At 62.5% G+C, this 23,950-nt stretch carries 18 protein-coding genes; 9 read left to right on the forward strand and 9 right to left on the reverse strand.

What is annotated here, in order from left to right:
* A partial coding sequence (locus ABJF10_RS14405) for an SDR family NAD(P)-dependent oxidoreductase (RefSeq protein ID WP_348545300.1) occupies window positions 1-128 on the reverse strand: 128 nt, incomplete at its 3' end.
* A 185-nt stretch (window positions 129-313) separates the two neighbouring features.
* On the opposite strand from ABJF10_RS14405, the gene ABJF10_RS14410 reads away from it, so the two are divergent.
* The 6 genes from ABJF10_RS14410 (at window position 314) to ABJF10_RS14435 (ending at window position 7,956) form a co-directional block, all read left to right on the forward strand.
* The gene (locus tag ABJF10_RS14410) at window positions 314-916 is read left to right on the forward strand and encodes a TetR/AcrR family transcriptional regulator (RefSeq protein ID WP_348545283.1); all 603 of its coding nucleotides are present in this window, start codon (window positions 314-316) and stop codon (window positions 914-916) included.
* A 45-nt stretch (window positions 917-961) separates the two neighbouring features.
* Window positions 962-1,216: an AbrB/MazE/SpoVT family DNA-binding domain-containing protein gene (locus tag ABJF10_RS14415; RefSeq protein ID WP_348545284.1), complete on the forward strand. Its 255-nt coding sequence runs from the start codon at window positions 962-964 to the stop codon at window positions 1,214-1,216.
* Window positions 1,217-1,221: 5 nt separating this feature from the next.
* Window positions 1,222-1,608 (forward strand): type II toxin-antitoxin system VapC family toxin, encoded by a 387-nt coding sequence (locus ABJF10_RS14420; protein WP_348545285.1) that lies wholly within the window; start codon window positions 1,222-1,224, stop codon window positions 1,606-1,608.
* Between the two features lie 97 nt (window positions 1,609-1,705).
* Window positions 1,706-2,461: a sigma-70 family RNA polymerase sigma factor gene (locus ABJF10_RS14425; protein WP_348545286.1), complete on the forward strand. Its 756-nt coding sequence runs from the start codon at window positions 1,706-1,708 to the stop codon at window positions 2,459-2,461.
* A 131-nt stretch (window positions 2,462-2,592) separates the two neighbouring features.
* Window positions 2,593-5,877, forward strand: a complete 3,285-nt coding sequence (locus ABJF10_RS14430) for a protein kinase (RefSeq protein WP_348545287.1) — start codon at window positions 2,593-2,595, stop codon at window positions 5,875-5,877.
* A gap of 417 nt (window positions 5,878-6,294) precedes the next feature.
* A complete protein-coding gene (locus tag ABJF10_RS14435; protein WP_348545288.1) occupies window positions 6,295-7,956 on the forward strand; it encodes an FAD-dependent oxidoreductase in 1,662 nt (553 codons plus the stop codon).
* An 8-nt stretch (window positions 7,957-7,964) separates the two neighbouring features.
* Here ABJF10_RS14435 and ABJF10_RS14440 read toward each other — a convergent pair whose 3' ends face one another.
* Both ABJF10_RS14440 and ABJF10_RS14445 read right to left on the reverse strand, forming a co-directional pair.
* A complete protein-coding gene (locus tag ABJF10_RS14440; RefSeq protein ID WP_348545289.1) occupies window positions 7,965-9,713 on the reverse strand; it encodes a glycosyltransferase family 39 protein in 1,749 nt (582 codons plus the stop codon).
* Entirely contained in the window at window positions 9,710-11,518 is a 1,809-nt protein-coding gene (locus ABJF10_RS14445) for a glycosyltransferase family 39 protein (RefSeq protein ID WP_348545290.1), read from the reverse strand. The genes ABJF10_RS14440 and ABJF10_RS14445 overlap by 4 nt, the downstream gene beginning before the upstream one ends.
* 171 nt (window positions 11,519-11,689) lie before the next feature.
* On the opposite strand from ABJF10_RS14445, the gene ABJF10_RS14450 reads away from it, so the two are divergent.
* Both ABJF10_RS14450 and ABJF10_RS14455 read left to right on the forward strand, forming a co-directional pair.
* Window positions 11,690-14,359, forward strand: a complete 2,670-nt coding sequence (locus ABJF10_RS14450) for a PSD1 and planctomycete cytochrome C domain-containing protein (RefSeq protein WP_348545291.1) — start codon at window positions 11,690-11,692, stop codon at window positions 14,357-14,359.
* 4 nt (window positions 14,360-14,363) lie between these two features.
* Window positions 14,364-15,773: a DUF1501 domain-containing protein gene (locus ABJF10_RS14455; protein ID WP_348545292.1), complete on the forward strand. Its 1,410-nt coding sequence runs from the start codon at window positions 14,364-14,366 to the stop codon at window positions 15,771-15,773.
* 141 nt (window positions 15,774-15,914) lie between these two features.
* Here ABJF10_RS14455 and ABJF10_RS14460 read toward each other — a convergent pair whose 3' ends face one another.
* The 3 genes from ABJF10_RS14460 to ABJF10_RS14470 all read right to left on the reverse strand — a co-directional run bounded on the left by ABJF10_RS14460 (window position 15,915) and on the right by ABJF10_RS14470 (window position 18,093).
* Window positions 15,915-16,547 (reverse strand): DUF1080 domain-containing protein, encoded by a 633-nt coding sequence (locus ABJF10_RS14460; RefSeq protein WP_348545293.1) that lies wholly within the window; start codon window positions 16,545-16,547, stop codon window positions 15,915-15,917.
* 158 nt (window positions 16,548-16,705) lie between these two features.
* Window positions 16,706-17,407, reverse strand: coding sequence for a hypothetical protein (locus ABJF10_RS14465; RefSeq protein ID WP_348545294.1), 702 nt, complete (start codon window positions 17,405-17,407; stop codon window positions 16,706-16,708).
* A complete protein-coding gene (locus tag ABJF10_RS14470) occupies window positions 17,404-18,093 on the reverse strand; it encodes a hypothetical protein (protein WP_348545295.1) in 690 nt (229 codons plus the stop codon). Before ABJF10_RS14470 ends, ABJF10_RS14465 begins: the two co-directional genes overlap by 4 nt.
* 135 nt (window positions 18,094-18,228) lie before the next feature.
* Here ABJF10_RS14470 and ABJF10_RS14475 point away from each other — a divergent pair, with 135 nt between their 5' ends.
* Window positions 18,229-20,547, forward strand: a complete 2,319-nt coding sequence (locus tag ABJF10_RS14475) for a hypothetical protein (RefSeq protein ID WP_348545296.1) — start codon at window positions 18,229-18,231, stop codon at window positions 20,545-20,547.
* Here ABJF10_RS14475 and ABJF10_RS14480 read toward each other — a convergent pair.
* From ABJF10_RS14480 to ABJF10_RS14490, 3 genes are read right to left on the reverse strand one after another with little or no spacing between them, the layout of a single operon-like run.
* Window positions 20,544-21,878, reverse strand: a complete 1,335-nt coding sequence (locus tag ABJF10_RS14480; protein ID WP_348545297.1) for a C39 family peptidase — start codon at window positions 21,876-21,878, stop codon at window positions 20,544-20,546. The genes ABJF10_RS14475 and ABJF10_RS14480 overlap by 4 nt on opposite strands.
* Window positions 21,875-22,954, reverse strand: a complete 1,080-nt coding sequence (locus tag ABJF10_RS14485) for an agmatine deiminase family protein (protein WP_348545298.1) — start codon at window positions 22,952-22,954, stop codon at window positions 21,875-21,877. The genes ABJF10_RS14480 and ABJF10_RS14485 overlap by 4 nt, the downstream gene beginning before the upstream one ends.
* 3 nt (window positions 22,955-22,957) lie before the next feature.
* The gene (locus ABJF10_RS14490) at window positions 22,958-23,842 is read right to left on the reverse strand and encodes a carbon-nitrogen hydrolase (RefSeq protein ID WP_348545299.1); all 885 of its coding nucleotides are present in this window, start codon (window positions 23,840-23,842) and stop codon (window positions 22,958-22,960) included.
* Window positions 23,843-23,950: the final 108 nt, after the last annotated feature.

Raw genomic sequence — 23,950 nt, forward strand, 5'->3', positions numbered from 1 at the left:
TCTTTGCTGGAGGAGTAATTGACGACCACCGCCGCGCCTTCCGCGGCCAGTCGGGCGGCGATTCCTGCGCCGATGCCCTTGGAGGCTCCGGTGACGACGGCGACTTTACCTGCGAGTTTCTGTGATATGATGTGTTTTGGTTTGAGTTGAGCTGGATTTGGATGAAACCGAGCGGACTCCGGTGGGGGCGAAAACGCGACGTGCCAGGGTGGGTGGCAGGTCGCGCGGAAGAGAGTTCTGTATCGGTTGGTATGCAAATACGCCGTGGACAAAAGGCCGTCAATGGATTATTTTACCGAACAGTATGAAACAGATGAATCCCCCCGCTGCCGCCCGGGGCCGCCCCCGCGCCTTTGATCCCGACGCCGCTCTCCAGCAAGCGCTCGAGCTTTTCTGGCGCCAGGGTTACGAGGGCACCTCCCTTTCCGACCTCACCGCCGCCATGGGCATCAACCGCCCGAGCCTCTACGCCGCCTTCGGCAACAAGGAGCAGCTTTTTCGCCAAGCCCTGGAACGCTACCTCTCCGGCCCCGCCGCCTGCTTCGACGAAGCGCTCCGTGAGCCGACTGCCCGAAAAGTCGCCGGGCGATTGCTGCAGGGCGTGGTCAGTCAATTGGGCGATCCGAAGAACCCTGGAGGATGCATGGTCGTGCAGGCCGCTCTTTCTTCTGGCGCCGAAGCCGACCCGATCCGTCAGATGCTCGCTGCCCAGCGCAATGACGCCCGCACCGCCCTGCGCCGTCGCTTCCAGCGCGCCATCACCGCCGGTGACCTCCCCGCCGGCACGAAAGCGGGCGACCTCGCCGCCTATCTCATGGCCGTTGTCCACGGTCTCGCCGTCCAGGCCGCCGGCGGGCTGTCGCGCAAGGAGTTGCAAGCCGTCGCCGATCTCGCCCTCCGCACGTGGCCGGGGTGATCGACTTTGCTTGACGGAAAGTGCGTGTAGATACACTATGTAGCTATGACGATGGCGAAACTCTTCCAACACGGCGGCAGCCAGGCGGTTCGTCTTCCGAAAGCCTTCCGCTTCGAGGGCACGGAAGTGGTAATTGAGAAGCGCGGCGACGAAGTGGTCCTCAAGCCAAACCGCAAGCCAAAGCTCAAGACGCTGAACGATGTCGCCCGCTATATGCGGGAGAATTTTCCCCAAGGTGCGGATTTTCCGGATATCGAGAGAACGCAGGAGCAGCAGAAGCGCGATTTGAACCTCGACTAGAGGGCATGCTTTATCTCCTCGACACCTCGGTGTGCGTCTCACTTCTGAGGGGGCGTTCCGTGTCAAGTGCTCTGCCGCCGAGCGAGACTTGCGTTGTCTCGGTGATCACGGCCGCGGAATTGGAGGTCGGTGTGCATCGTTCCGCGCGTCCCCGTGAACAGCGTCGTGCAGTCGATGGATTGCTCTCATGCTTCACCGTACTGCCGTTCGAGTCGTCCGCCGTGGTTGATTACGGAGAAATCCGGGTGGAGTTGGAAAAAAGAGGGGTGATCATTGGCCCTCTCGATCTGCTCATCGCCGCCCATGCTCGCAGCCTCGGCGCAGCGGTCGTGACCGGACACATCGGCGAGTTCAAGCGTGTCAAGGGCCTGAAGGTGTTGGCTTGGAAATGAGTTCGGGATGAACTGACGGGAGCTGCCGTCTACCTCGTGGACGGTAACAATGGATCGCCGCCGCTTATCTCTTTGGTAAGCTCTACTCGCTTCCGCGATGCCTCTCTCCTCCGACCAGCACGAATCCCCGGCCTCGCCGCCAGCGCACTTCGTCACCACGCGCTGGTCGGTGGTCATGGCCGCGCGCGACAAGGCATCGCCGGAATCGGAGGATGCCTTGCAGACGCTGTGCAAGGGCTATTGGCCTCCGCTCTATGCCTTCGTCCGGCGGCTGGGAAATTCGCCGCATGATGCGCAGGATCTGACGCAGGAGTTTTTCGCCCGCTTGTTGCAGAAGGATTGGCTGGAAGCGGTCGAGCGGGATCGCGGACGGTTCCGCACCTTTCTCATCATGGCCGTGAAGCGCTTCCTGGCGAATGAATGGGACAAGGGCCGCACCGCGCGGCGGGGTGGGGGACAGGCGTTGGTGCCCTTGGACGCCGAATTTGCCGAGCAATGTTATCTCGCCGATGCGGGGCCGTCGATGCCGGCCGATCACCTCTATGAGCGGCGCTGGGCGCTGACGCTGCTCGAACAAACGATGACGCGCTTGCGGGCGGAGTACGAGGGCGCTGGGCGCGGCGCGGACTTTGCGCGCCTCAAGGAATATCTCACCGCGGAACGCGGCGGGATTCCCTACGACAGAATTGCGGGCGAGATCGGGGCGAGCGAAGGTGCGGCGCGCGTGGCGGTGCACCGGCTGCGCAAGCGATTCCGCGATGTGTTTCGCGCAACGGTCGCCGACACCGTCTCCAGCGACGAGGATGTGGATGCCGAAGTGCGCTACGTCGTGGAAGTCTTGGGCCGCGTGTAACAATCCCGCGTGGAATCTTATTGGAAACTGCGATGACCGATTCCGCTTCGCCCCCGCCGAAATGTCCCCGCTGTGAAGCGGCGCTCCCAGCCCATGCGCCCGAGGGTCTGTGCCCGCGGTGCCTCGCCGCTTTGCCCCTCGGTCCTGAAACCGCCTTTACGGAGGAGCCGAAGATTCCCGTTGCGCCCCCGCTATCCCCGGAGGAACTGGCCCCGCATTTTCCGCAGCTCGAGATCCTGGAATGCCTCGGACGCGGCGGCATGGGGGTGGTCTACAAGGCGCGGCAGAAATCGCTCAATCGCCTCGTCGCTCTCAAGCTGCTCGCGCCCGAGCGGGCGAGTGATGGCGAATTCGCCCAACGCTTCACCCACGAAGCCCACGCGCTCGCGGCGCTCAATCATCCGCACATCGTCACGGTCTACGATTTCGGCCGCGCGGGCGGATTCTATTTCCTGCTCATGGAATTCGTCGATGGCGTGAACCTGCGCCAGGCGATGAGCGCCAATCGCTTCACTCCCGAGCAGGCGCTGGCCGTCGTGCCGCCCATCTGCGAGGCGCTCCAGTACGCCCACGAGCACGGCATCGTGCATCGCGACATCAAGCCGGAGAACCTGCTGCTCGACAAGGAAGGCCGGGTGAAGATCGCCGACTTCGGCATCGCCAAGATGCTCGGTGAGGATTCGAGCACCGGCGTCGCCGAATCGCAACCGGCCGGCACACCGCAATACATGGCGCCGGAGCAGAAGAAGCATCAGCGCACCGACCATCGCGCGGACATCTACAGCCTGGGCGTGGTGCTCTACGAAATGCTCACCGGTGAGCTTCCCGCGGACAAACTGCAGCCGCCGTCCTCCCGCATCCGCGGGATGACGATTGATGTGCGCCTCGACGAAATCGTCCTCCGCGCCTTGGAGAAGACGCCGGAATTACGCTACCAGACCGCGGGCGAGTTTAGAACGCAGGTGGAAACGGTCGCCCAATCCACCGCCGGTGGGCAGGCCGCGTTGGCGGAAGCAGCTCCGCTGCCCGCTGTGCGAGCCTGGCTGGCGTTGCTGGATCGTGGCGAATACGCGGCGAGTTGGGATGCGGCCGCGACCTGGTTTCACGGTGCCGTGACGAGGGAGGCATGGGCGAGCAAGGCGGTAAGCGTCCGCGATCCGCTTGGAAAAGTTCTTTCCCGGACGGTTCACGATACGGAGTTCTCCGCCGGCGGCTCTCGCTTTCAGGCCCGGTTTAAGACGGCTTTCGGAGAACTGCCGGCCGCGGTCGAAACGGTGATGTTCATCCGCGAGCGCGATGGCGCCTGGAGAGCCACTGGCTATCTCATCCGCCCAGGTCACGCGGACACCGGACAGCGGTTGCTGGCCCCCGCCTTTCTCTTCGTGCTGCTGTATTTTGCTTTGGTCTGCTTCGTAGTGGGATCGTCGTCGCAGTTGCCGGAACGACCGCCGACGCATTTTGATTTGGACGGCCATCCCAATGGCTGGATGAATCGCTCCAGCTACCTTGTCTGGGTCAGCGCGTTTCCATTGACATTGCTGGGCCTGTTCTGGCTGGTTTCCCGGTGCGCCATTCGGTTCCCCAGTCTACTCAACATCCCGCGTCGCGACTACTGGCTGGCGCTCGAACGCCGCGCCGAGACAGCCAGTCTTCTCTTTCGCTGGTTCCTCTGGCTGGCTTGCGGTCTCACGGTGTTCGTTGGCGCATTGCATGAGCTGGTCATGGAAGCGAATCGCCTGAACCCGCCGCGTCTGCCGTCCGGACCGCTCATGTTGGTGGTCATCGCGTTCCTTCTCGGGCTGATGATCTGGATCGTCATTTTCATCATGCGACTCGCGGAAGCGGACCATCGCCCGGCAGCGTCAGGTGGCGATCCACGGGCGGGGCAAAGCCGCGGCAAAACCGAACCGTCCACTGCCGCGGAACGCGTCTTTCACCAGATGGGCTTTCGCCATCCGTGGAGCCAGCGGTTTCTGGTCCTTTCGCTTTTTGGTTTCCTTGGCTTCTTCGGCAGCATTCCCGGTTGGGAGTGGATGCTCGGCTTCCTCTGGTGTTTCACCTTCCTCGTCGTGGCCAGCGCGATTGAGAAGATCAGTGGTCGTTCCGGTAAGACAGCACCGCTCCCGCCGGGTCGCTTGTGGCGCAAGGATGCGGCGACGGCCCTCCTCGTGGTGCTGTTCGCCATCGCCGCGCGGATCTGGCTGGTTGGCCAATACGTCGTCCCCGGCAACAGCGCTGCACCGGAAATCCCCGCGGGCAGCCGCATCCTCGTCTGGAAAGTGGCCCGCTCCTTTGCCACGGGCGATATGGTTGCGTATCGGCATGCCAACAACACCTACGTGGGTCGCGTCGTCCACACTTCCCCGGCGGAAATTAGCGTGAGCCGCAATGGCCAGCCGGATGAGGTTACGCCACCCGCGAACCTCATTGGCAAAGTGATCAGCGTCTACTGGCGCGGCGAGTCGAATCCTCAAGCCGCGGCGAGCGCCGGGACCGGCAATGCCGCGATCGGCATCGCCCTCGAGAAGAAGGGCGAGCGGCTGTTCATCCGCTCCCTCGTGCCGCATACCTCGGCGAGCGACGACGGACGCCTCCACCCGGGTGATGAAATTGTGAAATTTGGCGACACCGAAGATTCGCTGGTGGGCCCAGTCGGTCGGCGGCTCGACGATTGTATCGCCGCGATGCGGGGCAAGGATGGGTCGCAGATCACGCTGGTCATCATTCCGGCGGGCAAAACGGCGTCGGATACGCTTCAGCTCGCGCTCACGCGCCGATTGATTCCCGTGCTGGAAGCAGGCCGCTTAGGCCAGCTCGGCTCATCGCCCATTCCCGTCGAACGACCGTCCGCTGCACCGCGGGAAATCGTCATCAAAGAGTTTGCCGCCAGTGATCCGTTGCTCTCATCCGACATCCACTGGACGACCGGAACGGACGGGCCGCCCACTCTCATCCTCGACCGTCACGACGGCGACGAACTGGACCGGGAACTGCAGAACTTGCTCAAGGATCTCGGGGAAGCGCATCCTGCGGTGATCGCCCTGCGCAAGAAGATCGCGGAACGCGGACACCTTCCCTGGCCGCGCGTTATCCGACTCTACGAGGTGCAAAATCCGAATGTGGAAGATTGCACGATTCTCTATCGCGCCAAGCTGGCGACCAAGGATTTGCAGGGCCGCGCTTATCTCGAGATGTGGTGCCGGTTTCCCCGCTTGGGAGAAGCATTCTCCCGTGGCCTGGACCAGACCATCAGCGGCTCCAACGATTGGGTTTCCTGCCAGATCCCGTTCTTTCTGAAAAAGGGTGAAAACCCCGACCTCATTCGGCTCAACATCGTGGTGGATGGCCCGGGCGAAGTGCACGCCAGGGACATCGAGTTGGTGGCCGTCTTTCCGCTCCAGGCAGAAACGCGTTGAGGCGGGAGAGCGGTTTTGCCTCGGGACGGCTTGCTGCTAAGTTTGGTCGCGTCGTCGGATAAGTTGAGAGCCTTGGGTTGGGTCGGGCGTGGGAGGGGAGGACGGGGCAGAACAAAGAACTGAATCATGCATTCATCGACGAAGATTTTATCGCCTCCGAGCGGGCCCACGATCCGCGAAACTCGCGATCAATCGTGCCTGATCGTGCCTAATCGTGCCCCCAAAATTTCTCGCCACGATGGCCACTCGGCTCTCGGTAACCGACTCGCGAGCTCGGTGGGAGTGTGCTGTTCTCCCACCCGATACCGGTCACGGTTTACTCTGGAAATCCCACTGGATCCCACCCGATCCCACCGAAAAACTTACCCGCGCTCCGGCCTTGTCTTGGCCCTTCCGGCCAAGCTTACTTGATGCTCTATGCGATTCCCCTCGTTTTGTGCCTCCCTGTTGGCGCTCGCTGCGCTGCCCCTGGTCTCCCACGCCACCGATTACGATGTCGTCGTCTATGGCGGCACGGGGTCGGGCGTCATCGCTGCGGTGCAGGCGAAGAAGCTCGGCAAATCCGTGATCGTGGTCAGCCCAGACAAACATCTCGGCGGCCTTTCCAGCGGCGGCCTGGGGTTTACCGACACCGGCAACAAGGCCGTCATCGGCGGCTTGTCGCGCGACTTCTATCATCGCGTCTGGCTGCACTATGATGAGGCCCATTCGTGGTCGTGGCAGAAAAAGGAGGAGTACGGTAATAAGGGACAGGGGACGCCGGCGGTCGATGGTGAGCAGCGCACGATGTGGATCTTCGAGCCGCACGTGGCCGAGCAGATCTTCGAGGACTTCATCAAGGAGAATCAGATTCCCGTCGTCCGCGATGAATGGCTGGATCGCGCCAAGGGCGTGAAGAAGGACGCGACGCACATCACCTCCATCACGACATTGAGCGGCAAGACTTACGTCGGCAAGATGTTCATCGACGCGACCTACGAGGGCGACCTCATGGCTGCCGCCGGCGTCGAATATCATGTCGGTCGCGAGGCGCAGAGCACCTACGATGAGAAGTGGAATGGCACGCAGGTCGGCGTGTTGCATCATCGACACCACTTCGGCGCCGTGAAGCAGCCGATCAGCGCCTATGTTGTCCCAGGTGATCCCAAGAGCGGCGTGGTGGCCAGGGTCAGCACCGAATCGCCGGGCGAGTACGGCAAAGCCGACAAAAAAGTGCAGGCCTATTGCTTCCGCATGTGCCTCACCGATGTGCCGGAAAACCGCATCCCCTTTGCGAAGCCCGAGGGCTACGATCCCAAGCAATACGAGCTCCTGGCGCGCGTCTATGCCGCCGGCTGGCACGAGACTTTCGAGAAGTTCGATCCCATTCCAAATCACAAGACCGACACGAACAACCACGGTCCTTTCAGCACCGACAACATCGGCCTGAACTGGGACTACCCCGACGCCTCGTACGAGCGCCGCCGTGAGATCATCAAGGAGCACGAGACCTATCAGAAAGGCTGGCTCTACTTCATCGCGAACGACCCGCGCGTCCCCAAGGAAGTGCAGGAGAAAATGCAAACGTGGGGGTTGCCGAAAGATGAGTTCCAGGACAACGGCGGCTGGTCGCACCAGCTCTACATTCGCGAGGCACGGCGCATGATCGGCAGCTACGTGATGACCGAGAACGAGCTGCTGAAGAAACGCGCCACGCCTGATTCCGTGGGCATGGGCAGCTACGGCATCGATTCGCACAACACCCAGCGCTACATCACGCCCGAGGGCAACGTGCAGAATGAAGGCGATATCGGCGTGCCGCTGAAGGCGCCCTACGAAATCGCCTACGGCTCCCTCGTTCCTAAGCGCGGCCAGGCGGACAACCTGCTCGTGCCGGTGTGCGTCTCCAGTTCGCACATCGCCTTTGGTAGCATCCGCATGGAACCGGTCTTCATGATCCTCGGCCAAAGCGCCGCGACGGCCGCCGCCCTGGCCATTGATGGCCACACGAGCGTCCAGGACGTGCCCTACGCCAAACTACGCGAGCGCCTGCTCGTGGACGGACAGGTCCTCGAGTACGTGGCGCCGAAAAAGCCCTGATCGGCGCCTTAGTCCTGATCGGTCTTGCGGTCGGCCTTGATCTTGACGAATGGCGAGTAACCCCGCTCGAGCGCTGGAGCCCAGATGAGGACGATCTTTTTCATCTCATGATCGGGCGTGAACGTGTGCTCTCCGGCCGCCAGTTCGCGCGGCCCGTCGAAAGGCGTGCCGTCGAGCAGGCCGGTGGGGGCGCCGGATGGCGTGATGAGCGTGTAGCGCTGGGGCACGGCCACCTGGAAGACTGTGGGATGACGCGCCGGCATATCTTGATCGCGGATCTGCTGGCCGAGCACCCATAGGCGAAAGGCGACCTGCACGTAGTTGCTCTTGATGAAATTGCGCGCGTCATAGCGGATCGATTTCCGGTCCACATGCGGCATGCGGTGGGTCGTGGCCAGAGGAACCCGCTTTTCGATCAGTTCCTCGGCGATCGTGTCCTTGATCAGGCCCATTTGAATCCGGTGAAAGGTCATCGACTCAAACACGTAATAGAAAGGCCGCCGCCGATAGATCGTCTCCCCCTTGCTATCCATCACGTAGTCGCCCGGCTCCGTGAGTTTCAAGGTGTCCGCGACCATGCCGATCTTGTCCGTCGTCTGGTTGTGAAATGGCGAGACGCTCACCAGAAAGCGGGCGATCTCCGCCGCGGCGATCAACGCCGCCACCGGAATGCGGACGTTCTGCACTAGGCGCCCTGCCAGCCACAGGAGGGTGGGGACGACAGTCAGCCCCATCGCGGGATAAAATGGCAGGTAATCCTCCGCCGTCAGGACGGGCCAGGCCGCCACGAGAGTCGTGACGTAAAGAAACGGCGCGAGGAAAAGAAAAGCGAGGCGGGCGCGTTTCTCGAGCGGCATTTTCAAGCGCGCGATGACCCAGCCCCCCGCGACCGACCCGCCCGCGCCGAGCAACCACATCTTGATCGTCGCATTGCCGAGGGCGCGGGTGGAGGTGCCGGGCAAGACGTTGTGTTGGATCACGCAGTAGACCATGTCCTTGATCGCCCCGTGCGCGTAAAAATAGAGCACCACCACCGCTGGGAAAATGACGATGCCCGCCAGCCACGCACCCAGGCAGCGCCCCAGATGCGGCCAGCGCAAGGGTAATCCACCCGCCCACCAGCGCACAAGCAACGCGCCGACCAACGCTTGCAGGAGGGCGACGAGGAAAAGAGTCGTTTTCATCGACACGCTGAACGACAGCCCGCAAAGCAAACCCACGACCCACATCCGCCGGGGCGTGATGGAACCGGTGCTCAGCACCAGCAGGATGCACATCCACACCAGTGTCCACAGTTGGTCCGGGCGGAATTCAATCGAGTCGAGATAGAAAGCAGGCCAGAGCGCGGTAAGCACCGCTGTCCACAGCGCGATGCGTGGCGTGTAGAGCGCGCGGGCGATTTTCCAAACGCAAAAGAGGGTCAGCGCGTAAAGCGGCAACTCGCTTGCGCGCATGGGCAGCACGATATCGGCGCGCACCCCGAGGAGATGAAATAGTGGCGCGTAAAGCGCTTGAAAGACCGGCGTGTGATTGTCGAAGAAATCGCGGTAGGGCAGCAACCCCTGCGTCCATCCCCACACGACGTGCAGGTGCTGCGGCTCGTCGGAATCGATCCGGAAGTGCCAGATGTACAGCAGGCGCAGGAGCAGCCCGACGCCCAGCAGGACCGCGGCGAGCCAGCGATCCGCCACCGTGGTTTCATCTTGCGGGCGGACGGCTTCGGGATGCGGCGTGTCGATAGGGGTGTCGTCGTTCACTCCGGGTCCCGCGTCTTGGAAATGTTGTAAGGAGACAAGCCCCGCTCCAGGGCGCGCGCCCACACGACCGCGATTTCGCCGGGCGGATTCGTGAGGATCAATTCATGGCGGCCGGGCTCCAGCGCCCGCGGCCCGTCGATTGGCTGTCCGTCCAGCGTGCCGCTGACCGTGCCCTTTTGGGCGACCAGACCGTAGCGCTCCGGGATGACGATGTTGAAAGCCAACGGCTTGTTGGGAACCATCGTCATGCGCTGCCCCAGCACCCGCCCGCCCGCAACGCGGATGTAATTGTCCTGGATGAACCGCTGGGTCTGCGGCAACGAGTTCATGCGCTCCGTCGGGCGGACCACTGCGGTGCGCGTGGCGATGAGGCGCGGGACGATATCGTTCACCAACAAACCGCGCTTCAATTGCTCGAGCGTGAGCGTTTCGAGAACGAGGTAACTGGGCCGCGGCCGAAAAATCGTTTCGCCCTTGGCATCGAGCACATACTCCCCGGGCTTGGTCAGCCGCAGCACCAGGGCGAGATTGTTCATGCGGTTGCTTTCGATCCGCACGAAAAGCGGCCTGTCACTCACGATCCAGATGATTTCTCCCGCGAGAATCAAGCAGGGCGCCAGGACCCACGGGAGCTTCTTGAAACCCTTTTGCAAAGACTCCCGAAGCCGGCTGAAACCCGGTTGCCAATTTCCGGGCAGCCAGTGATCGGCTGCATTCTGCCACGCGCTGGGCGAAAGTCCCGCGAGGACGAAGATCGGCAGCAGAGGCAGCCAGGGCAGATAATCCTGCGTCGTAACGACCGGCCAGAAGCCGCGCAGCAGCGAGTAGAAGCCCCCTGCGATGAAGAACAGGAAAAGCCGGCGGTAGCCGCGCCCCGGGTTCTGTCGTACACTTGGCAACATCACGACCGTGCAAGCCCACACCGGAATCAGCCACAAGGTGCTCTGTGAGAAAATCTGCTTTCCGATCAGGGCTGCGAGGTTTTGGCCCGGCAGCGTGTTGTGGGCGATGACACAATGATAAAGCGCCGGGAGAGCGCGCTGGCTCGCGAAGTAGCTCACGATCGCGCCGGGCACGACGAGGACTCCCGCCAGGAAAGCCAGGACATGCCACGGCAGAGCCTTCGAAACGGGCCGCCCCGCGAGCAACCAGGTGCTGCCGCCGGCTACGGCGAGGCAGAGCACGAGCAGCGTTGTCTTCATCGAGATGCTGAACGCCGCGCCGAGGAGCAGAGCCGTCCAAAAAGTCCGCCACGGGGTGAGTTTGCCGCTGAGCGCCACCACCAGCGTCACCAGCCAGACCGTGGCCCACATCACGTCGGTGCGAAACTCGCCCATGCGGAAAAAGAACGCCGGCAGGAACGCCGCGAGCAGCGCCGCGAACCAGCCCGTACGCCGGTCGTAGGCCAGCACTCCGAGTCGATAGACGCACCACACACTCACGGCGAAAAGCGGGATCATTGCCCGGCGCATCTGGAGGACAATATCGGCGCGCTCGCCCAGCCAGCGTAGCAGAGGCGCATTCAGGATGTGAAAGAGTGGCGTGTGATTATCGAAGATGTCGCGGTACTGGAGGAGGCCGACCGTCCAGGCCCACACGACATGCAAATGCTGCGGCTCGTCGCTGTTCCAAGGGTGACTGGTGATCGAAAGCCAGCGTAGCGCCCCCAGGACGAGCAGGGCCAGCACCACGACGATCCACTCGGTACGCGAGAGCCGGGCGGGCGGGGCGACAGACGCCGCGCCGCCGGATCGTCGATCATCGGCGGCAGTTACAGCGTCGGCGGGACGGGAAAGGCTGGACATGAAAAGCGGGGAACGAAGACGGTGGCGGTGGGCTGGCGCACGCGTTTTCGCAAGGGGCCGCTAATTCATGCCATTCAAATCGGCAGGTCGAGCGGCATTTCGCAACCCGCTGATAATTTCCATGCAACCGCACCCGAGGGGCAGGGTTGAACAACGTAAATCCACGGCGCCGTGAAACCTTATAAGATATTTTCCATTCTGACATTGCTGGCTGCAGCCGGTTCGGCGATGGCCGCGCTCGACGAAGGCCAGAAAGCGGAGCCGCCGCCCGGCCAGGCGCTCCCCCAGGACCAAGCCGATTTCTTTGAAAAGAAGATCCGCCCGGTGCTCACCGACAAGTGCTACAAGTGCCACTCGGAAAAGGCGGAGAAAGTGAAGGGTGGCCTGCTCCTCGATACCCGCGAGGGCGTCCGGCGCGGTGGCGACAGCGGCCCGGCGGTGGTTCCCGGCAATCTCAAGGACAGCCTGCTGATCGACGCCATCCACTATGGCAGCAAGGACACAGCCATGCCGCCGCAGAAGGCCGGTGGGAAGCTTTCCGACGAGATCATCAAGGACTTTGAGAAGTGGGTGCAAATGGGTGCGCCGGACCCGCGCGAGGGCGGCGGCGCGGTGGCCGTCGCTTCCAAAAAGTACGACACGGAGAAGGCGAAAGACTGGTGGTCTTTCCGCGCGCCCAAAAAGACGGTGCCGCCTGCGGTGCAGGATGCCGCGTGGGCAAGGACGGACATCGATCGTTTCCTGCTGGCCGGACTTGAGGCCAAAGGTATTAAGCCCGTGGCCGACGCCGACAAGCTCACGCTCATCCGCCGTGTTTACTTCGATCTCGTCGGCGTCCCGCCGAGCCTCGATGAAATCACCGCCTTCGTGCAGGATAAATCGCCGAATGCCTTCGCCACGGTCGTGGACCGGTTGCTGAATGCGCCGCAGTTTGGCGAACGCTGGGGCCGGCATTGGCTGGACGTGGCGCGTTACGCGGAGTCGAGCGGCAAGGAGTCGAATTTTGCCTACCCGCACGCGTGGCGCTATCGCGACTATGTGGTGGCGGCCTTCAATGCCGACAAGCCGTACGACGAGTTTCTTCGCGAGCAGATCGCCGGGGATTTGCTGCCCGCCAAAGATGAACGCGAGCGCGCCGAGCATGAAGTGGCCACGGGCTATCTGGCCCTCGGCGCCAAGTCGCAGAACGAAATGAACCCGCGGCAATTCGCGCTCGACGTGGCCGATGAGCAGATCGACGCCCTTTCGCAAGGCGTGCTCGGCATGACGATCGCCTGTGCCCGCTGCCACGATCACAAGTTCGATCCGATTCCGCAGCGCGAATATTACGCCATGGCGGGCATTTTCCTGAGCACCGACACGCGGTACGGCACAGCCAGCGGCCAGCAAAACCGCCACGCCACGCCGCTTATCGAACTGCCCTCATCCTCTGGCCTGCCCGTCATTCCAAAGACCATGTCGGCCCAGGAGCGTGCGCAAAAGGAGAAGCAACTCGCCGACTTGCAGAAGGAGCGCGACAGCATGATTTCCGAGCGCATGGCGCTGCGCCGCGAGGGCAAGGCGGACAATGGCGATGCCCGCAAGGGGATCCGGCTTTTGATTTTGCTCACGCAGGCCGGGGCTCTCGAGGCGGACCTGGCTTCCTTCGACACCTCCGGGCGCTCGAAGATCCTCGTCATGGGAGCGAAGGATCGCCCGGCGATGGCCTCGGCGAGCAGTGGCTTCGCCCGGTTTGGAGAAGCGATGCGCGCCGGAAAATTCTACGGGAACATCACCGCGTTTCCGACGATCACGGATAGTCCGCTCTACACCCGGGGCGACGTGGAAAAGCCCGGCGATAAGGTACCGCGTGGTTTCATCAGCGTCCTGAGCACGGATGCCGCCCCGGCCATTCAAGAGGGCACCAGTGGGCGCCGGGAGCTGGCGGAATGGATCACCGCCGCGAACAATCCGCTGACCTCGCGCGTGATGGTCAACCGCGTGTGGCACTGGCTGTTTGGGAGCGGCATCGTGGAGAGCACGGACAACTTTGGCACGACCGGCCATTTGCCGAGCAACCAGGCGCTGCTCGACAACCTCGCCATCGATTTCCGAGACAAAGGTTATTCGGTGAAAAAGATGATCCGCGAAATGGTTCTCAGCCACGCCTACCAACTGAGCTCGACCTATAATGAGAAGAACTTCGCCGGCGATCCGGAGAACACGCTGCTGTGGCGGATGAGCAAGCGCCGCCTGGATGCGGAATGCATTCGCGACGCGATGCTGTCGGTAAGCGGTGATTTGCAATACACCGCGCCCATCGGCTCGACTATTGCCATGCTGGGCGACGGGATGATCAACGGCCCGCGTGGCCGGGGCATCAATGAGGGGCAGATCAATGCCGAGACCCCGGTGCGCTCCGTTTACCTCTCCGTGGCTCGCGACGCGGTGCCGGAGTCGCTCGCGCTTTTCGACTTTGCCGAGAACTCGCTCGTGACCGGCGAGCGCGAGACGACCAATGTGCCCTCGCAAGCGCTCTTTATGTTGAACAGCGGCTTCGTGGCGAAGCGCGCCGAGCGGCTGAGCGAGCGCGTGGTTGCAGGCTATCCCGCTGGCCCGAATGGCGGGCTCGGTGCGAACTTGCAGGAGCGCATCACTTACGCCTACTGGCTCGTTTTCTCCCGCCCGCCGGACAACACTGAACGCGCCGCGGCGGCTAGTTTCTTCACTCGCTTCCCGGCAAGCTGGGCCAAGGGCCAGAGCGGTGCGGCGGGGGTGCGCGACGCCGAGGCTGCCAAGGCGGCCTGGACCAGCTTTTGCCGCGCACTCTTCGCCAGCGCGGAATTCCGTTACCTCAATTGACGCCATGAACTTCTCCGACCACTCCTGCAACCAAATTACGCCGCTCTTCACCCGGCGCGACATCCTTCAGAATTTCTCCTGCGGCTTTGGCTGGCTGGCTTTCGCTGGACTGGTCAACCAGGCCTCGGCCACGACCGCCGCCGGCGGCGCGTTGGACAATCCGCTCACGCCGAAGAAGCCGCACTTTCCGGCGCGGGCGAAGCGCGTGATTTTCCTGACGATGCGCGGCGGGCCATCGCACGTGGACACCTTCGATTACAAGCCGCAGCTCGCCGCGGATACCGGCAAGGCGGGCAAACGCCCCGGCACGCAGCTTCTCGGCTCGAAGTGGAAATTCACGCAGAATGGGCGCAGCGGTTTGTGGATTTCCGAGGCGTTCCCGAATGTCGCCAAGCATGCCGATGAGATGTGTCTCGTGCGGAGCATGCAGACGGACCTGCCGAGTCACCCGCAGGCGTTCTTGAAGATGCACACCGGTAGCTTCCAATTCGTGCGACCCTCGCTCGGCGCGTGGACGCTTTATGGCCTCGGCACCGAAAATCAGAACCTGCCCGGCTTTATCTCGCTGACACCGCCGAGCGCCTTCGGCGGCGCGCAGAACTATGGGAGCGCCTTTTTGCCGGCGATTTATCAGGCCCAGCGAATCGGCCAGGAAGCGCGACCGATTGCCGGCGCGGAAGTACGCAACCTCGACACCTCGCTCAGCACGCAGGCGCAACGCAACGAGCTCGAACTCGTCCAATCGCTGAACCAGCAAAAACTGGCGCGCGACCATTTCAACCCAGAGGTGGAGGGTGTGATCCAATCGTACGAGCTGGCCTTCAAGATGCAGAGCCAGATGCCGCAGGTGATGGACATTTCGAAGGAGTCGCCGACGACCCAAAAGCTCTACGGCATCGGCGACCCTGCGACGGAAGATTTTGGCCGCAAATGCCTGCTCGCGCGGCGCTGCGTCGAGGCCGGCGTGCGTTTCGTGGAGATCACCCACGGCAACTGGGACCAGCACTTCAATCTCACGAATGGCCTCGCCGCGAACGCGAAGTCGGTCGATGCGCCGATCGCCGGATTGCTCACCGATCTGCGTTTGCGCGGCCTGCTTAAGGACACGCTCGTCGTGTGGGCGGGAGAATTTGGCCGCACGCCGCACGCGCAAGGTGGTGATGGCCGCGACCACAATAACAAAGCCTTCACCATCTGGATGGCTGGCGGCGGTGTAAAAGGTGGCCTGAGCTACGGCCAGACCGACGAGTACGGCTATGAGGCCGTGGAAAACAAGGTGCAGATTAACGACCTCCACGCCACGTTGCTCGCTTTCCTCGGCCTCGACCACGAGAAGCTCACCTTTAATTACGCCGGTCGCGATTTCCGCCTGACGAATGTCGGCGGATCTGTGGTGAAGGACATCATGGCCTGACGGGGGCGGCAAAAAACGCCGTCATCCTGAGCGAAGTCGAAGGACCCCGCCGAACAACCAGCGATCATCGTTCGTGGAGCGACGGGGTCCTTCGACTCCGTTACACTCCGCTCAGGATGACAAGAGAGCAGCGTCCGCCGCTCAAGGCAGCGGCTTGACGAAGATGTTCTTGAAGTGGACTTCGCTGCCGGGGTCATGGCCCTGCAGGGCGAAAGTGCCGTGGTCGATCTTGCGTCCCGCGTGGTTCGCCTTGGGTGCGTAGCCTTCCGGTTCGGTGTAGTCGACGATCACGCGGTCGTTCACCTTGGTGATCACGTGCTTGCCCTCGACCTTGATGTAGAGGGTGAACCATTCGTCATCGGCGACCGGAGCGGCAAAGTTGTCGAGCACGTCATAGAGACCGGCGGTGCGCTTGGGGTCTTTATGCGAGTTGTTGACCTGCACCTCGAAGCCCTTGTCCGGCCATCCCGTCTCCTGCCACGCAGTGTGAAAATAGAAGCCGGAATTGGCGCCCTTGCGCGTCATCACGTCGGCCTTCACCTCGAAGTTCTTGAAATCGTGACCGTTCACGTCGCCGACGTAGAAAAGATGCGAACGCTTGCCGTAGACGATGATGTCGCCGTTCTGCACGGAGAAGGTGCCGGGCTCGTCGCTGGCCTTCCAGCCGTCGAGCGATTTGCCGTCGAAAAGCGAAATCCAGCCGTCAGCCGAGTCGGCGGCGAAGGTGGGCAAAGAGAAGGCGGCGAGGGCCGCGCACAGGAGGAACTTTTTCATGAAGCGCCGACGCTAGCAGCGGGCGCTTGGGATTCGCAAGCCCGGCAGTCGGCAAATGGGAGGGATGGGAGGAATAGGAGATAGAGGAAGGATGGGATTCGGGGCTCACATTCTTCCTATTATCCCATTTGTCCTATGGGACGGCCCGGGGCAGAAACCTACTTCGACTCCGGCGCATCCATCAGCGCGAGGATGTGCTGCTTTTTTGCCTGGTAGTCGAGAGCGTGGAAGAGGCGGACCTCATCGACGCGGCGCGCGCCGTTCAAGGCGTCGAGAAAGAGCGTGTATTGCTCCGCGAGCTCGGTGGTCTCGAGGTAACGGCCGCGCAGGTTGGCGTCGGCATAGGCATGCGGCGTCTGGCGGGAGAAGAGGTGAAAGCGCAACCAGCGTCGGTCGGCGCGCGAGACTTTTTGCGTCTTGCGGAAAAAGGCGACGAAAAGCAGGAGGACGAGGTAGGTATCGACCTGCGCCTGGAGCTCTAGATTACGGGCAAAATCCTCAGTGGTGATCTCGCGGACGCCCCGCTGAAACTGGATGGCGGCGTGCAGGGCGTGGTTGATCTCCTCCACGAAGGCGATGAGGCAGCGGATGTTTTCGTCGGTCACGCCCTTGCGGGGGTCGTGCTTTTCGAGCTGCTCGATGAGCCAGCGTGAGTAGTAGATGCCGATGTGGAGCCGGTCATGCGACTTGCGCAGGAAGGTGCGGGCCAGTTCGCTGAGTTCCCGGGCAGAGGCGCCCGCGGCGCGGCTGAGCTGGCCGCAACGCGATCGATCGATGAGGCAGTCCTCGAGGTTGATGCCGACCTGGACGTAAGTGCGTTCGAAAAGTCTCTGGATTTCGCTGAACAGCGTGGCGTTCATGGGAGCAACGGGGAGGCGGTGTTGTCGAGGTGGATGAGGGAGTCGGAAAGGTGATTCAGTGCGAGCCGGATCTCGCGAAAGCCATCGGCGAGTTTTTCAAAAACCTCGCTCAGGGCGCAGGTGCGGGCGACCTGGTGGCCGGCGGCCACGCGGTAATTGCTGCGCCCGAGATCTTCGTAGTAGCTCACGTCCGGTGCGCCGCGCTGGGAGCGGTGCTGCACGGTTTCGTGAAAGATGCCGGTGATGAAAAGCGAGTAGTTGCCGACGTGCGCGCGGATCAGGAAACTCTGCGCCGGGGTGGCGTTGCGCAACGCGATGAGCATGTCGGAGACATATTGAATGGGGCCCGTATGACCATCTGCGGGCGACCGCATCCGTGCGGTTTGGGAAAATGCCTCGAGGAGCGACGCGAGGTAGTCACTCACGTCGCGATCCCCCAAACCTGTATCTTTCAAGACATGCCTGAGCAAAATGTAGAAGTAGAGCTGTGGAGAAATGGTCAGCGGCGCGCCGTCCGCGAAGAGAGATTCGACGAGTCGCGGGCTGTCCAGAACCGCGTCCCGGGCTTCGCCATCGGTCAGGAGATCGACCAGATTTACAGAGTCCCGCTCGGATCTGGAGAGAGTGCGGACGACGAAATCGAAATCCGCCACGGTGAAACGTTCCCGACAATTGGCTTTTATCATCGGAGCTATGATATGAGCACTGGCTGTGCCATAAGCGTGAGACGCGGGTAAATGATGCGTTATTCAACCAAGTATTCGAGCGCGAGGGGCGCCTCACGCTTGTCAGCATCCTAGGTCCCGGGGCATTTTGCGGCCATGCGCCGCGTGCTGCTCACTCTCTTTGCGCTTTTCCTGGCCGTGGCGCTGGGCGGCCTTTGGTATGCCTCGAAGCGCGGCTTCACCGCCAAGTGGCGGCGCTACGTGAGCGAGGAATTTCACAAGCGCGGCGTGGAAGTGACGCTACGCCGGCTCACGCTCGATCCCATGCGCGGGATTGTGGCCAAGGAAGTGCGCGTCTTCGATGCGGGCGACAAGCGGCGCACTCTGGCGGTGATCGACGAAGTGGTGCTGCAGATCAACTACGCCAATCTCATTCGCGGAAAGCCGTTCCTTGATGCGCTCGACTTGCGCGATGCGAACCTCTCTCTGCCCCTGGATCCGCAAAAGCCACACGGCCAAAAGATCGAGATCGCGCGGTTGAATGGCCGGCTGTTCCTGCCGCCGCAACAGATCTATCTCGCTTACGCCGATGCCGAAGTCTTCGGGCTGCACGTGAGCGCCTCGGGGCGGCTCATTCATCCGCAGGCGTTCCAGCTCTCCGCGGCTTCGCGGAAGACATGGACGCCAGAATTGATGGCGCGGATCTTCGCGGAAATCAGTGCCACCAAATTCGAGGGCGGTCCGCCGGAGATGAGCCTCACCTTCAGCGGCGACCTGGCCCAGCCGGATCAGATCTTCGTAGACCTGGCCTTGTGGGCGGAGCGGATTCGCCGCCAGCGCTACGTGCTCAAGAATCTCTACATTGGCGCGAGCTGGCGGGGCGGCATTCTCGACCTAAAGCAACTCGTGGCGACGGATGCCGCGGGCGAACTGCGACTCACCGGATTGTGGGAACGGGAATCGCAGCGGGCGCAGCTCCAGCTCCGTTCCGGCATTGATGCGGCGGGGTTGGTGCGCGCGTGCGGCGATTTTCCGTGGCTGGAAGATTTTGTCTTCTACGCGCCACCGGCGATCGATCTACACATCGATATGACACTCGGAGACCAGCCGGAGTTTCTGGTTTCGGGACAGGTCACCGCCAGGAAGTTCGCCTACCGATCCATCGTCTTTGAGCACGCCGAGACGGGATTTTCGTGGGACGGGGCGCAGTGGAGCCTGCGCGCTGCGCGACTGGCGCGGGCCAATGGCGAGGAAGTGACCGGCGATGCCTTGCAAGTCGCCGGCGACTTTCGCGCGCGGTTGGACAGCACGATGAATCCGAAGGTGTTTCGACCTTTGCTCACCGACAAGCAGGCCGAGACCTTGCGCCAGTTTGAGTTTCCCCATGCGCCGCGCATTATGGTGGAAGCACACGGCCCTTCGTGGAGCTTCGAGACCTTGATCCTCGATGGAGAAGTCAGGCTGGGGGCGGCGAGTTTTCGTGGGGTGCCGGCCGAAAGCGCCCAGGCGACATTGCACTATCAGGACCAGGTGCTTTCCGTCGCGCCCTTTCACGTGAGACGCAGCGAAGGCGAGGGCTCGGGCAATTTTTACTGCGACTTTCGCCGCGACGAAATCCGCTTCGACAACGTGCGTGTGCGGATGAATCCGCCGGAAGTCGCCATGTGGATCGATCCCAACCTGGTGAACGACTTCCTGCCCTATCATTTCGTGCGACAGCCGCCGAACCTCCTCCTCGATGGCGTCGTGAATACGAAGAACGGCAAGACGACGCGACTCGTCATCCAGGTCGATGCCCCGGCGGGAATGGACTACACGTTTTTGAAAAAGAACCTCAGTTTCCCGCGACTCACCGCGAAGTTGCTCTTCGCGAATGACCGGCTGAAAATCTCTGATCTTTCGGCTGCGCTCTTCGGCGGCACCGTGACCGGGGGCGCGGATTTTTCGCTCAACCGCGCGCGACCTGGCTACAGCGCCAGCGTAGTGCTGGGGAATATCGATTTCACCGGGCTGACGAAACTGTATTTCGACGACGACAACGCCCACGGCCGCTTGAGCGGCCGCTACGACTTTGCCGCCAGTGGCGACGATGGCCGCAACATGGGCGGGCGTGGCGAGCTGACGGTGACCGATGGCAACGTCTTCGCCATCCCGTTTCTCGGCCCGCTCTCGGGCATCCTCGATGGCCTCCTCCCCGGCCTCGGGCACGACGTGGCGCAGCAAGCCAGCTCGACCTTCACCATCGCCAATGGCGTGATCGCGACGGACAACCTGCTCGTGCAAGGCAAGGGCTTCAGCATGTTCGGCAACGGCAAGCTCTACTTCCTCGACGACAAAATGGACTTCGACATGCGGATCAACGCCCAAGGCCTCTCGGGCTTCCTCCTCTTCCCCGTGAGCAAGCTCTTCGAATACACCGCCGATCAAAAACTTTCCCAGCCGCAGTGGCGGTTGAAGATCGTCCCGCGGCTTTAATTCAGCGGCTCGATCGACATCGTGCCGGTCGTCATCGTCCACGCATCCTCGGCTTTCATCCGCTTGAGCTCGTGGCCCGCGCCCCAAGAATCGGAGAAGAGGATTTCGTCCTTCGTATTGTTGTAGCCGATGATGAGGCGCATGTGCCCGCCGGCATTTTGCGGAATGCCCGGCTCGGGAACCTTGCCGAGCATCACCGTCCAAAGGAGCGGAACGCCATCGTCGATATGCGACTGAACCGCGCGCTGGAAGCGGTGGAGGTCACCCTTATTCTTGTTGCGCACTTCCCGCAAAACATCGGTGTCCATGTCGCGATACATGGCGCCTACGTCGATCATATGCCCTTGGTCGGGGAGCGGTGGCTTATGGTTTTTCTGGGCGGCGCGGTTGTATTCGGCGATGAGCGTGAGGATTTCCTTGATATCGAATTTCTCGACCTCCCGCACGCGGACTTTCAGCCGGGCGCTGAGCTTCTTGAGCGCATCGACCATCGCGTTGGTGCTGGTCCCGCCGGCGGTCCCGGTATTGGCCACTTGGGCCAGCTCGTTCTCATCAACCTTGTCGCCATAATAGCGCATCACGCGCTCCGTGGCGGCGACCACGCAATAGCCCTTCTCGCCCTGGTCGACCATGGGAACGTCCGCCAGCCACACATCGCCGGAAGAGGCATCGCGCTTCACGTGAGTGAGGCCGGAAAACTTCGCGCGTTGCAGATTGGCCGCCGAGGCCAGCAGGCTCAGCTTTTTCTCCGGCGCCGTGGCCTCGAGGCGAACGAATTCCGCGCGGAAAGCGATGTTGCGGGTGACGAGCGCTTTCGTCTTGCTGTACTCGAGGAGATAGCGCGCTCCCGGCGCGGCCCAGACCAGCCCTTCGGCGTGCACCGCGTTGGTCGGGTCTTTGCCGCGCACGGTAAACTTGGTCTTGGTCGCCGCGCTGATGGCGTCCGCCGCGCTGCGCACCAGCCCATCGAACTGCGCTTCGGTCCAGTCGCCGACATCGCCGCGTGCGTAAAGGACCACGGTCACTGTGCTGAGCTTGTCGCCGTCGAAACGCGCGACGCTCTCCACCGCCGGCAGGCCAAACGCGGTCAGGCCGCCGCCGGAAGCCGAGTAGGCGGCGCCGCTGGACGAGGCGGCCCGGGGGCGCGCCACGCGCGCGGAGTCCATCGCGCTGGAAGTCCATTCATAACCCAGTTTCTCCGCCACCTTCATGAAGTCGGCCTTCTTCATCGTCCACAAATTGTCCGTATTGAAAAGGGACTCGAGAGGGTCGGCCAACGCCGAGGCGGTAAACGCGCAGGCGGCGACGGCGGCGAAGAGCAGGCGGTTCATGGGGGGAGCTGGGGCTGTTGCTGGGTGAGACAATGGAACGCACCCAGCCCCCAAATCAACTCCCGACAGTCGATCGGCACCACTTTTCGCTTGGGAAAGGCCTTTTGCAGCACGGCCACCGCCCATTTGTCATGCGCGTCCGCAAACACCGGGAGGAGGATCACTTTGTTGCCGATATAGAAGTTGGCGTAGCTCGCGGGGAGACGCTGGCCATCGCGGACGATCTTGCGCGGCATGGGCAGCGTCAGCACTTCCAGCGGCGTGCCGTCCTCGGCTTCCATGGTGTGCAGCGCGTCGAGGTTCTGCTGGAGCGGCTCATGGTTGCTGTCGTTGTCGTCCTCTTCCACGACGGTCACGACCGTGGTGCGGCCCACAAAGCGCGTGAGATCATCCACGTGCCCATCGGTGTCGTCGCCCTCGATCCCGTCGCCCAGCCAGAGGATGTGCTTCACGCCGAGAAAATCGCGCAGCCGCTGCTCGATGTCCTTTTGCTTGAGGTCGGGATTGCGATTGGGATTGAGCAGGCACGACTTGGTGGTCAGCAACGTGCCCGCGCCGTTGACGTCGATCGAGCCGCCTTCGAGCACCATCTTCGGGAAAAAGATCGGCAGCTTCTGGTGCTCCGCGATGTGCTTGGGCACGTCATCGTCGAAATCGAAGGGTGGATACTTCCAGCCCCACGCATTGTAATCCCAGTCCACAATCGCCATCTGCGGCTGCTCGGCACGGGTCAGATAGATCGGCCCATGATCCCGGCACCACGGCTCGTTGGTCGGGATGTGATAGAAAGTGACGTGGTCGCTTTTCACCCGCGACTTGGCGAGGTGCTTGCGCACGAGCGCTTCGTGCTCCGAGTCGCACACGTTGATGTTCACCTTTTCTGAGCCGGCCAGGGCGTGCACCATCTGGGCGAAGGTGGGCATGACCTTCTCGTAGGAGTCGGGAAAGCTGATGCCATCCGGGCGCGGCCACGAGAGCCAGGTGGCCTCGTGCGGCTCCCATTCGGCCGGCATATGGTAGCCCAAGGCGGCTGGGGTGGGGGTAACGGTGGCGGGATTTTCGGTGCGCACGCTCATAGGTCAGTCGATGAATCGCTTTTGGAGGTCGCCGTAGGCGTCTATGCGGCGGTCACGGAAAAAGGGCCAGTGGGTGCGCTGGGTGTCGAGGGCATCGAGATCGGCTTCGACGATCAGGATTTCCTCGTCGCCCACCGAGGCCTTGGCCACGATCTGGCCGGCGGGGTCGACGACAAAACTCTGTCCCCAGAATTCGATGCCCGGCCCGCCGTCGGGCGCCTCGTGGCCCACGCGATTCGGCACGGCGACGTAGCAGCCATTGGCGATGGCGTGCGAGCGCTGGATCGTCTCCCACGCGCTATGCTGACGCGGACCGTATTGTTCCTTCTCGTCCGGGTGCCACCCGATCGCCGTTGGGAAAAAGAGGATCTGCGCGCCGGCCAGCGCGGTGAGCCGGGCGGATTCGGGGTACCACTGGTCCCAGCAGACACAGACGCCGATGTTCGCGTAGCGCGTCTTCCAGGCGCGGAAGCCGAGATCGCCCGGCGTGAAGTAAAACTTCTCGTAGAAGAGCGGGTCGTCCGGGATGTGCATCTTCCGGTACTTGCCGAGGTATTGGCCGTCGGCATCGATGACCGCCGCCGTGTTGTGATAGAGGCCGGCGCTCCGCTTTTCGAAAAGCGACGCGACGATCACCGCGCCGCGTTCCTTCGCCAGCTGGCACAGCGCATCCGTGCTCGGCCCGGGAATTTCCTCGGCGAGTTGGAAGTATTTGTGATCCTCCACCTGGCAGAAGTACTGCGAGGTGAAGAGTTCCTGGAGGCAGATGATCTGGGCGCCACGGTCCGCTGCCTCGCTGACCCGGGCGAGCGCCTTGGCGAGATTTTCGCGCGGCTCGGGGGAGCAGCGCATCTGGATGAGAGCGAGGGTGACTTTGGAGGACGACATGCGGAGAAAAAGAATGCGCCACGCTTCGCCCGGGCGAAGCGTTCTTGCGTGAAAAGTGTGTGACGCGCCGCGCGGACTGCACCCCGCGAAATTCGGATGCGCGAAAGC

Origin of the sequence: Chthoniobacter sp., from assembly GCF_040003245.1 — a bacterium.
Lineage (GTDB): Bacteria > Verrucomicrobiota > Verrucomicrobiia > Chthoniobacterales > Chthoniobacteraceae > Chthoniobacter.

What these genes read in the sequence shown, in the direction of transcription:
- ABJF10_RS14410 (WP_348545283.1), top strand. Translation starts at nt 314, where the DNA reads ATGAATCCCCCCGCTGCCGCCCGGGGCCGCCCCCGCGCCTTTGATCCC.
- ABJF10_RS14415 (WP_348545284.1), top strand. Translation starts at nt 962, where the DNA reads ATGACGATGGCGAAACTCTTCCAACACGGCGGCAGCCAGGCGGTTCGT.
- ABJF10_RS14420 (WP_348545285.1), top strand. Translation starts at nt 1,222, where the DNA reads ATGCTTTATCTCCTCGACACCTCGGTGTGCGTCTCACTTCTGAGGGGG.
- ABJF10_RS14425 (WP_348545286.1), top strand. Translation starts at nt 1,706, where the DNA reads ATGCCTCTCTCCTCCGACCAGCACGAATCCCCGGCCTCGCCGCCAGCG.
- ABJF10_RS14435 (WP_348545288.1), top strand. Translation starts at nt 6,295, where the DNA reads ATGCGATTCCCCTCGTTTTGTGCCTCCCTGTTGGCGCTCGCTGCGCTG.
- ABJF10_RS14445 (WP_348545290.1), bottom strand. Translation starts at nt 11,518, where the DNA reads ATGTCCAGCCTTTCCCGTCCCGCCGACGCTGTAACTGCCGCCGATGAT.
- ABJF10_RS14455 (WP_348545292.1), top strand. Translation starts at nt 14,364, where the DNA reads ATGAACTTCTCCGACCACTCCTGCAACCAAATTACGCCGCTCTTCACC.
- ABJF10_RS14460 (WP_348545293.1), bottom strand. Translation starts at nt 16,547, where the DNA reads ATGAAAAAGTTCCTCCTGTGCGCGGCCCTCGCCGCCTTCTCTTTGCCC.
- ABJF10_RS14465 (WP_348545294.1), bottom strand. Translation starts at nt 17,407, where the DNA reads ATGAACGCCACGCTGTTCAGCGAAATCCAGAGACTTTTCGAACGCACT.
- ABJF10_RS14470 (WP_348545295.1), bottom strand. Translation starts at nt 18,093, where the DNA reads ATGATAAAAGCCAATTGTCGGGAACGTTTCACCGTGGCGGATTTCGAT.
- ABJF10_RS14475 (WP_348545296.1), top strand. Translation starts at nt 18,229, where the DNA reads ATGCGCCGCGTGCTGCTCACTCTCTTTGCGCTTTTCCTGGCCGTGGCG.
- ABJF10_RS14480 (WP_348545297.1), bottom strand. Translation starts at nt 21,878, where the DNA reads ATGAACCGCCTGCTCTTCGCCGCCGTCGCCGCCTGCGCGTTTACCGCC.
- ABJF10_RS14485 (WP_348545298.1), bottom strand. Translation starts at nt 22,954, where the DNA reads ATGAGCGTGCGCACCGAAAATCCCGCCACCGTTACCCCCACCCCAGCC.
- ABJF10_RS14490 (WP_348545299.1), bottom strand. Translation starts at nt 23,842, where the DNA reads ATGTCGTCCTCCAAAGTCACCCTCGCTCTCATCCAGATGCGCTGCTCC.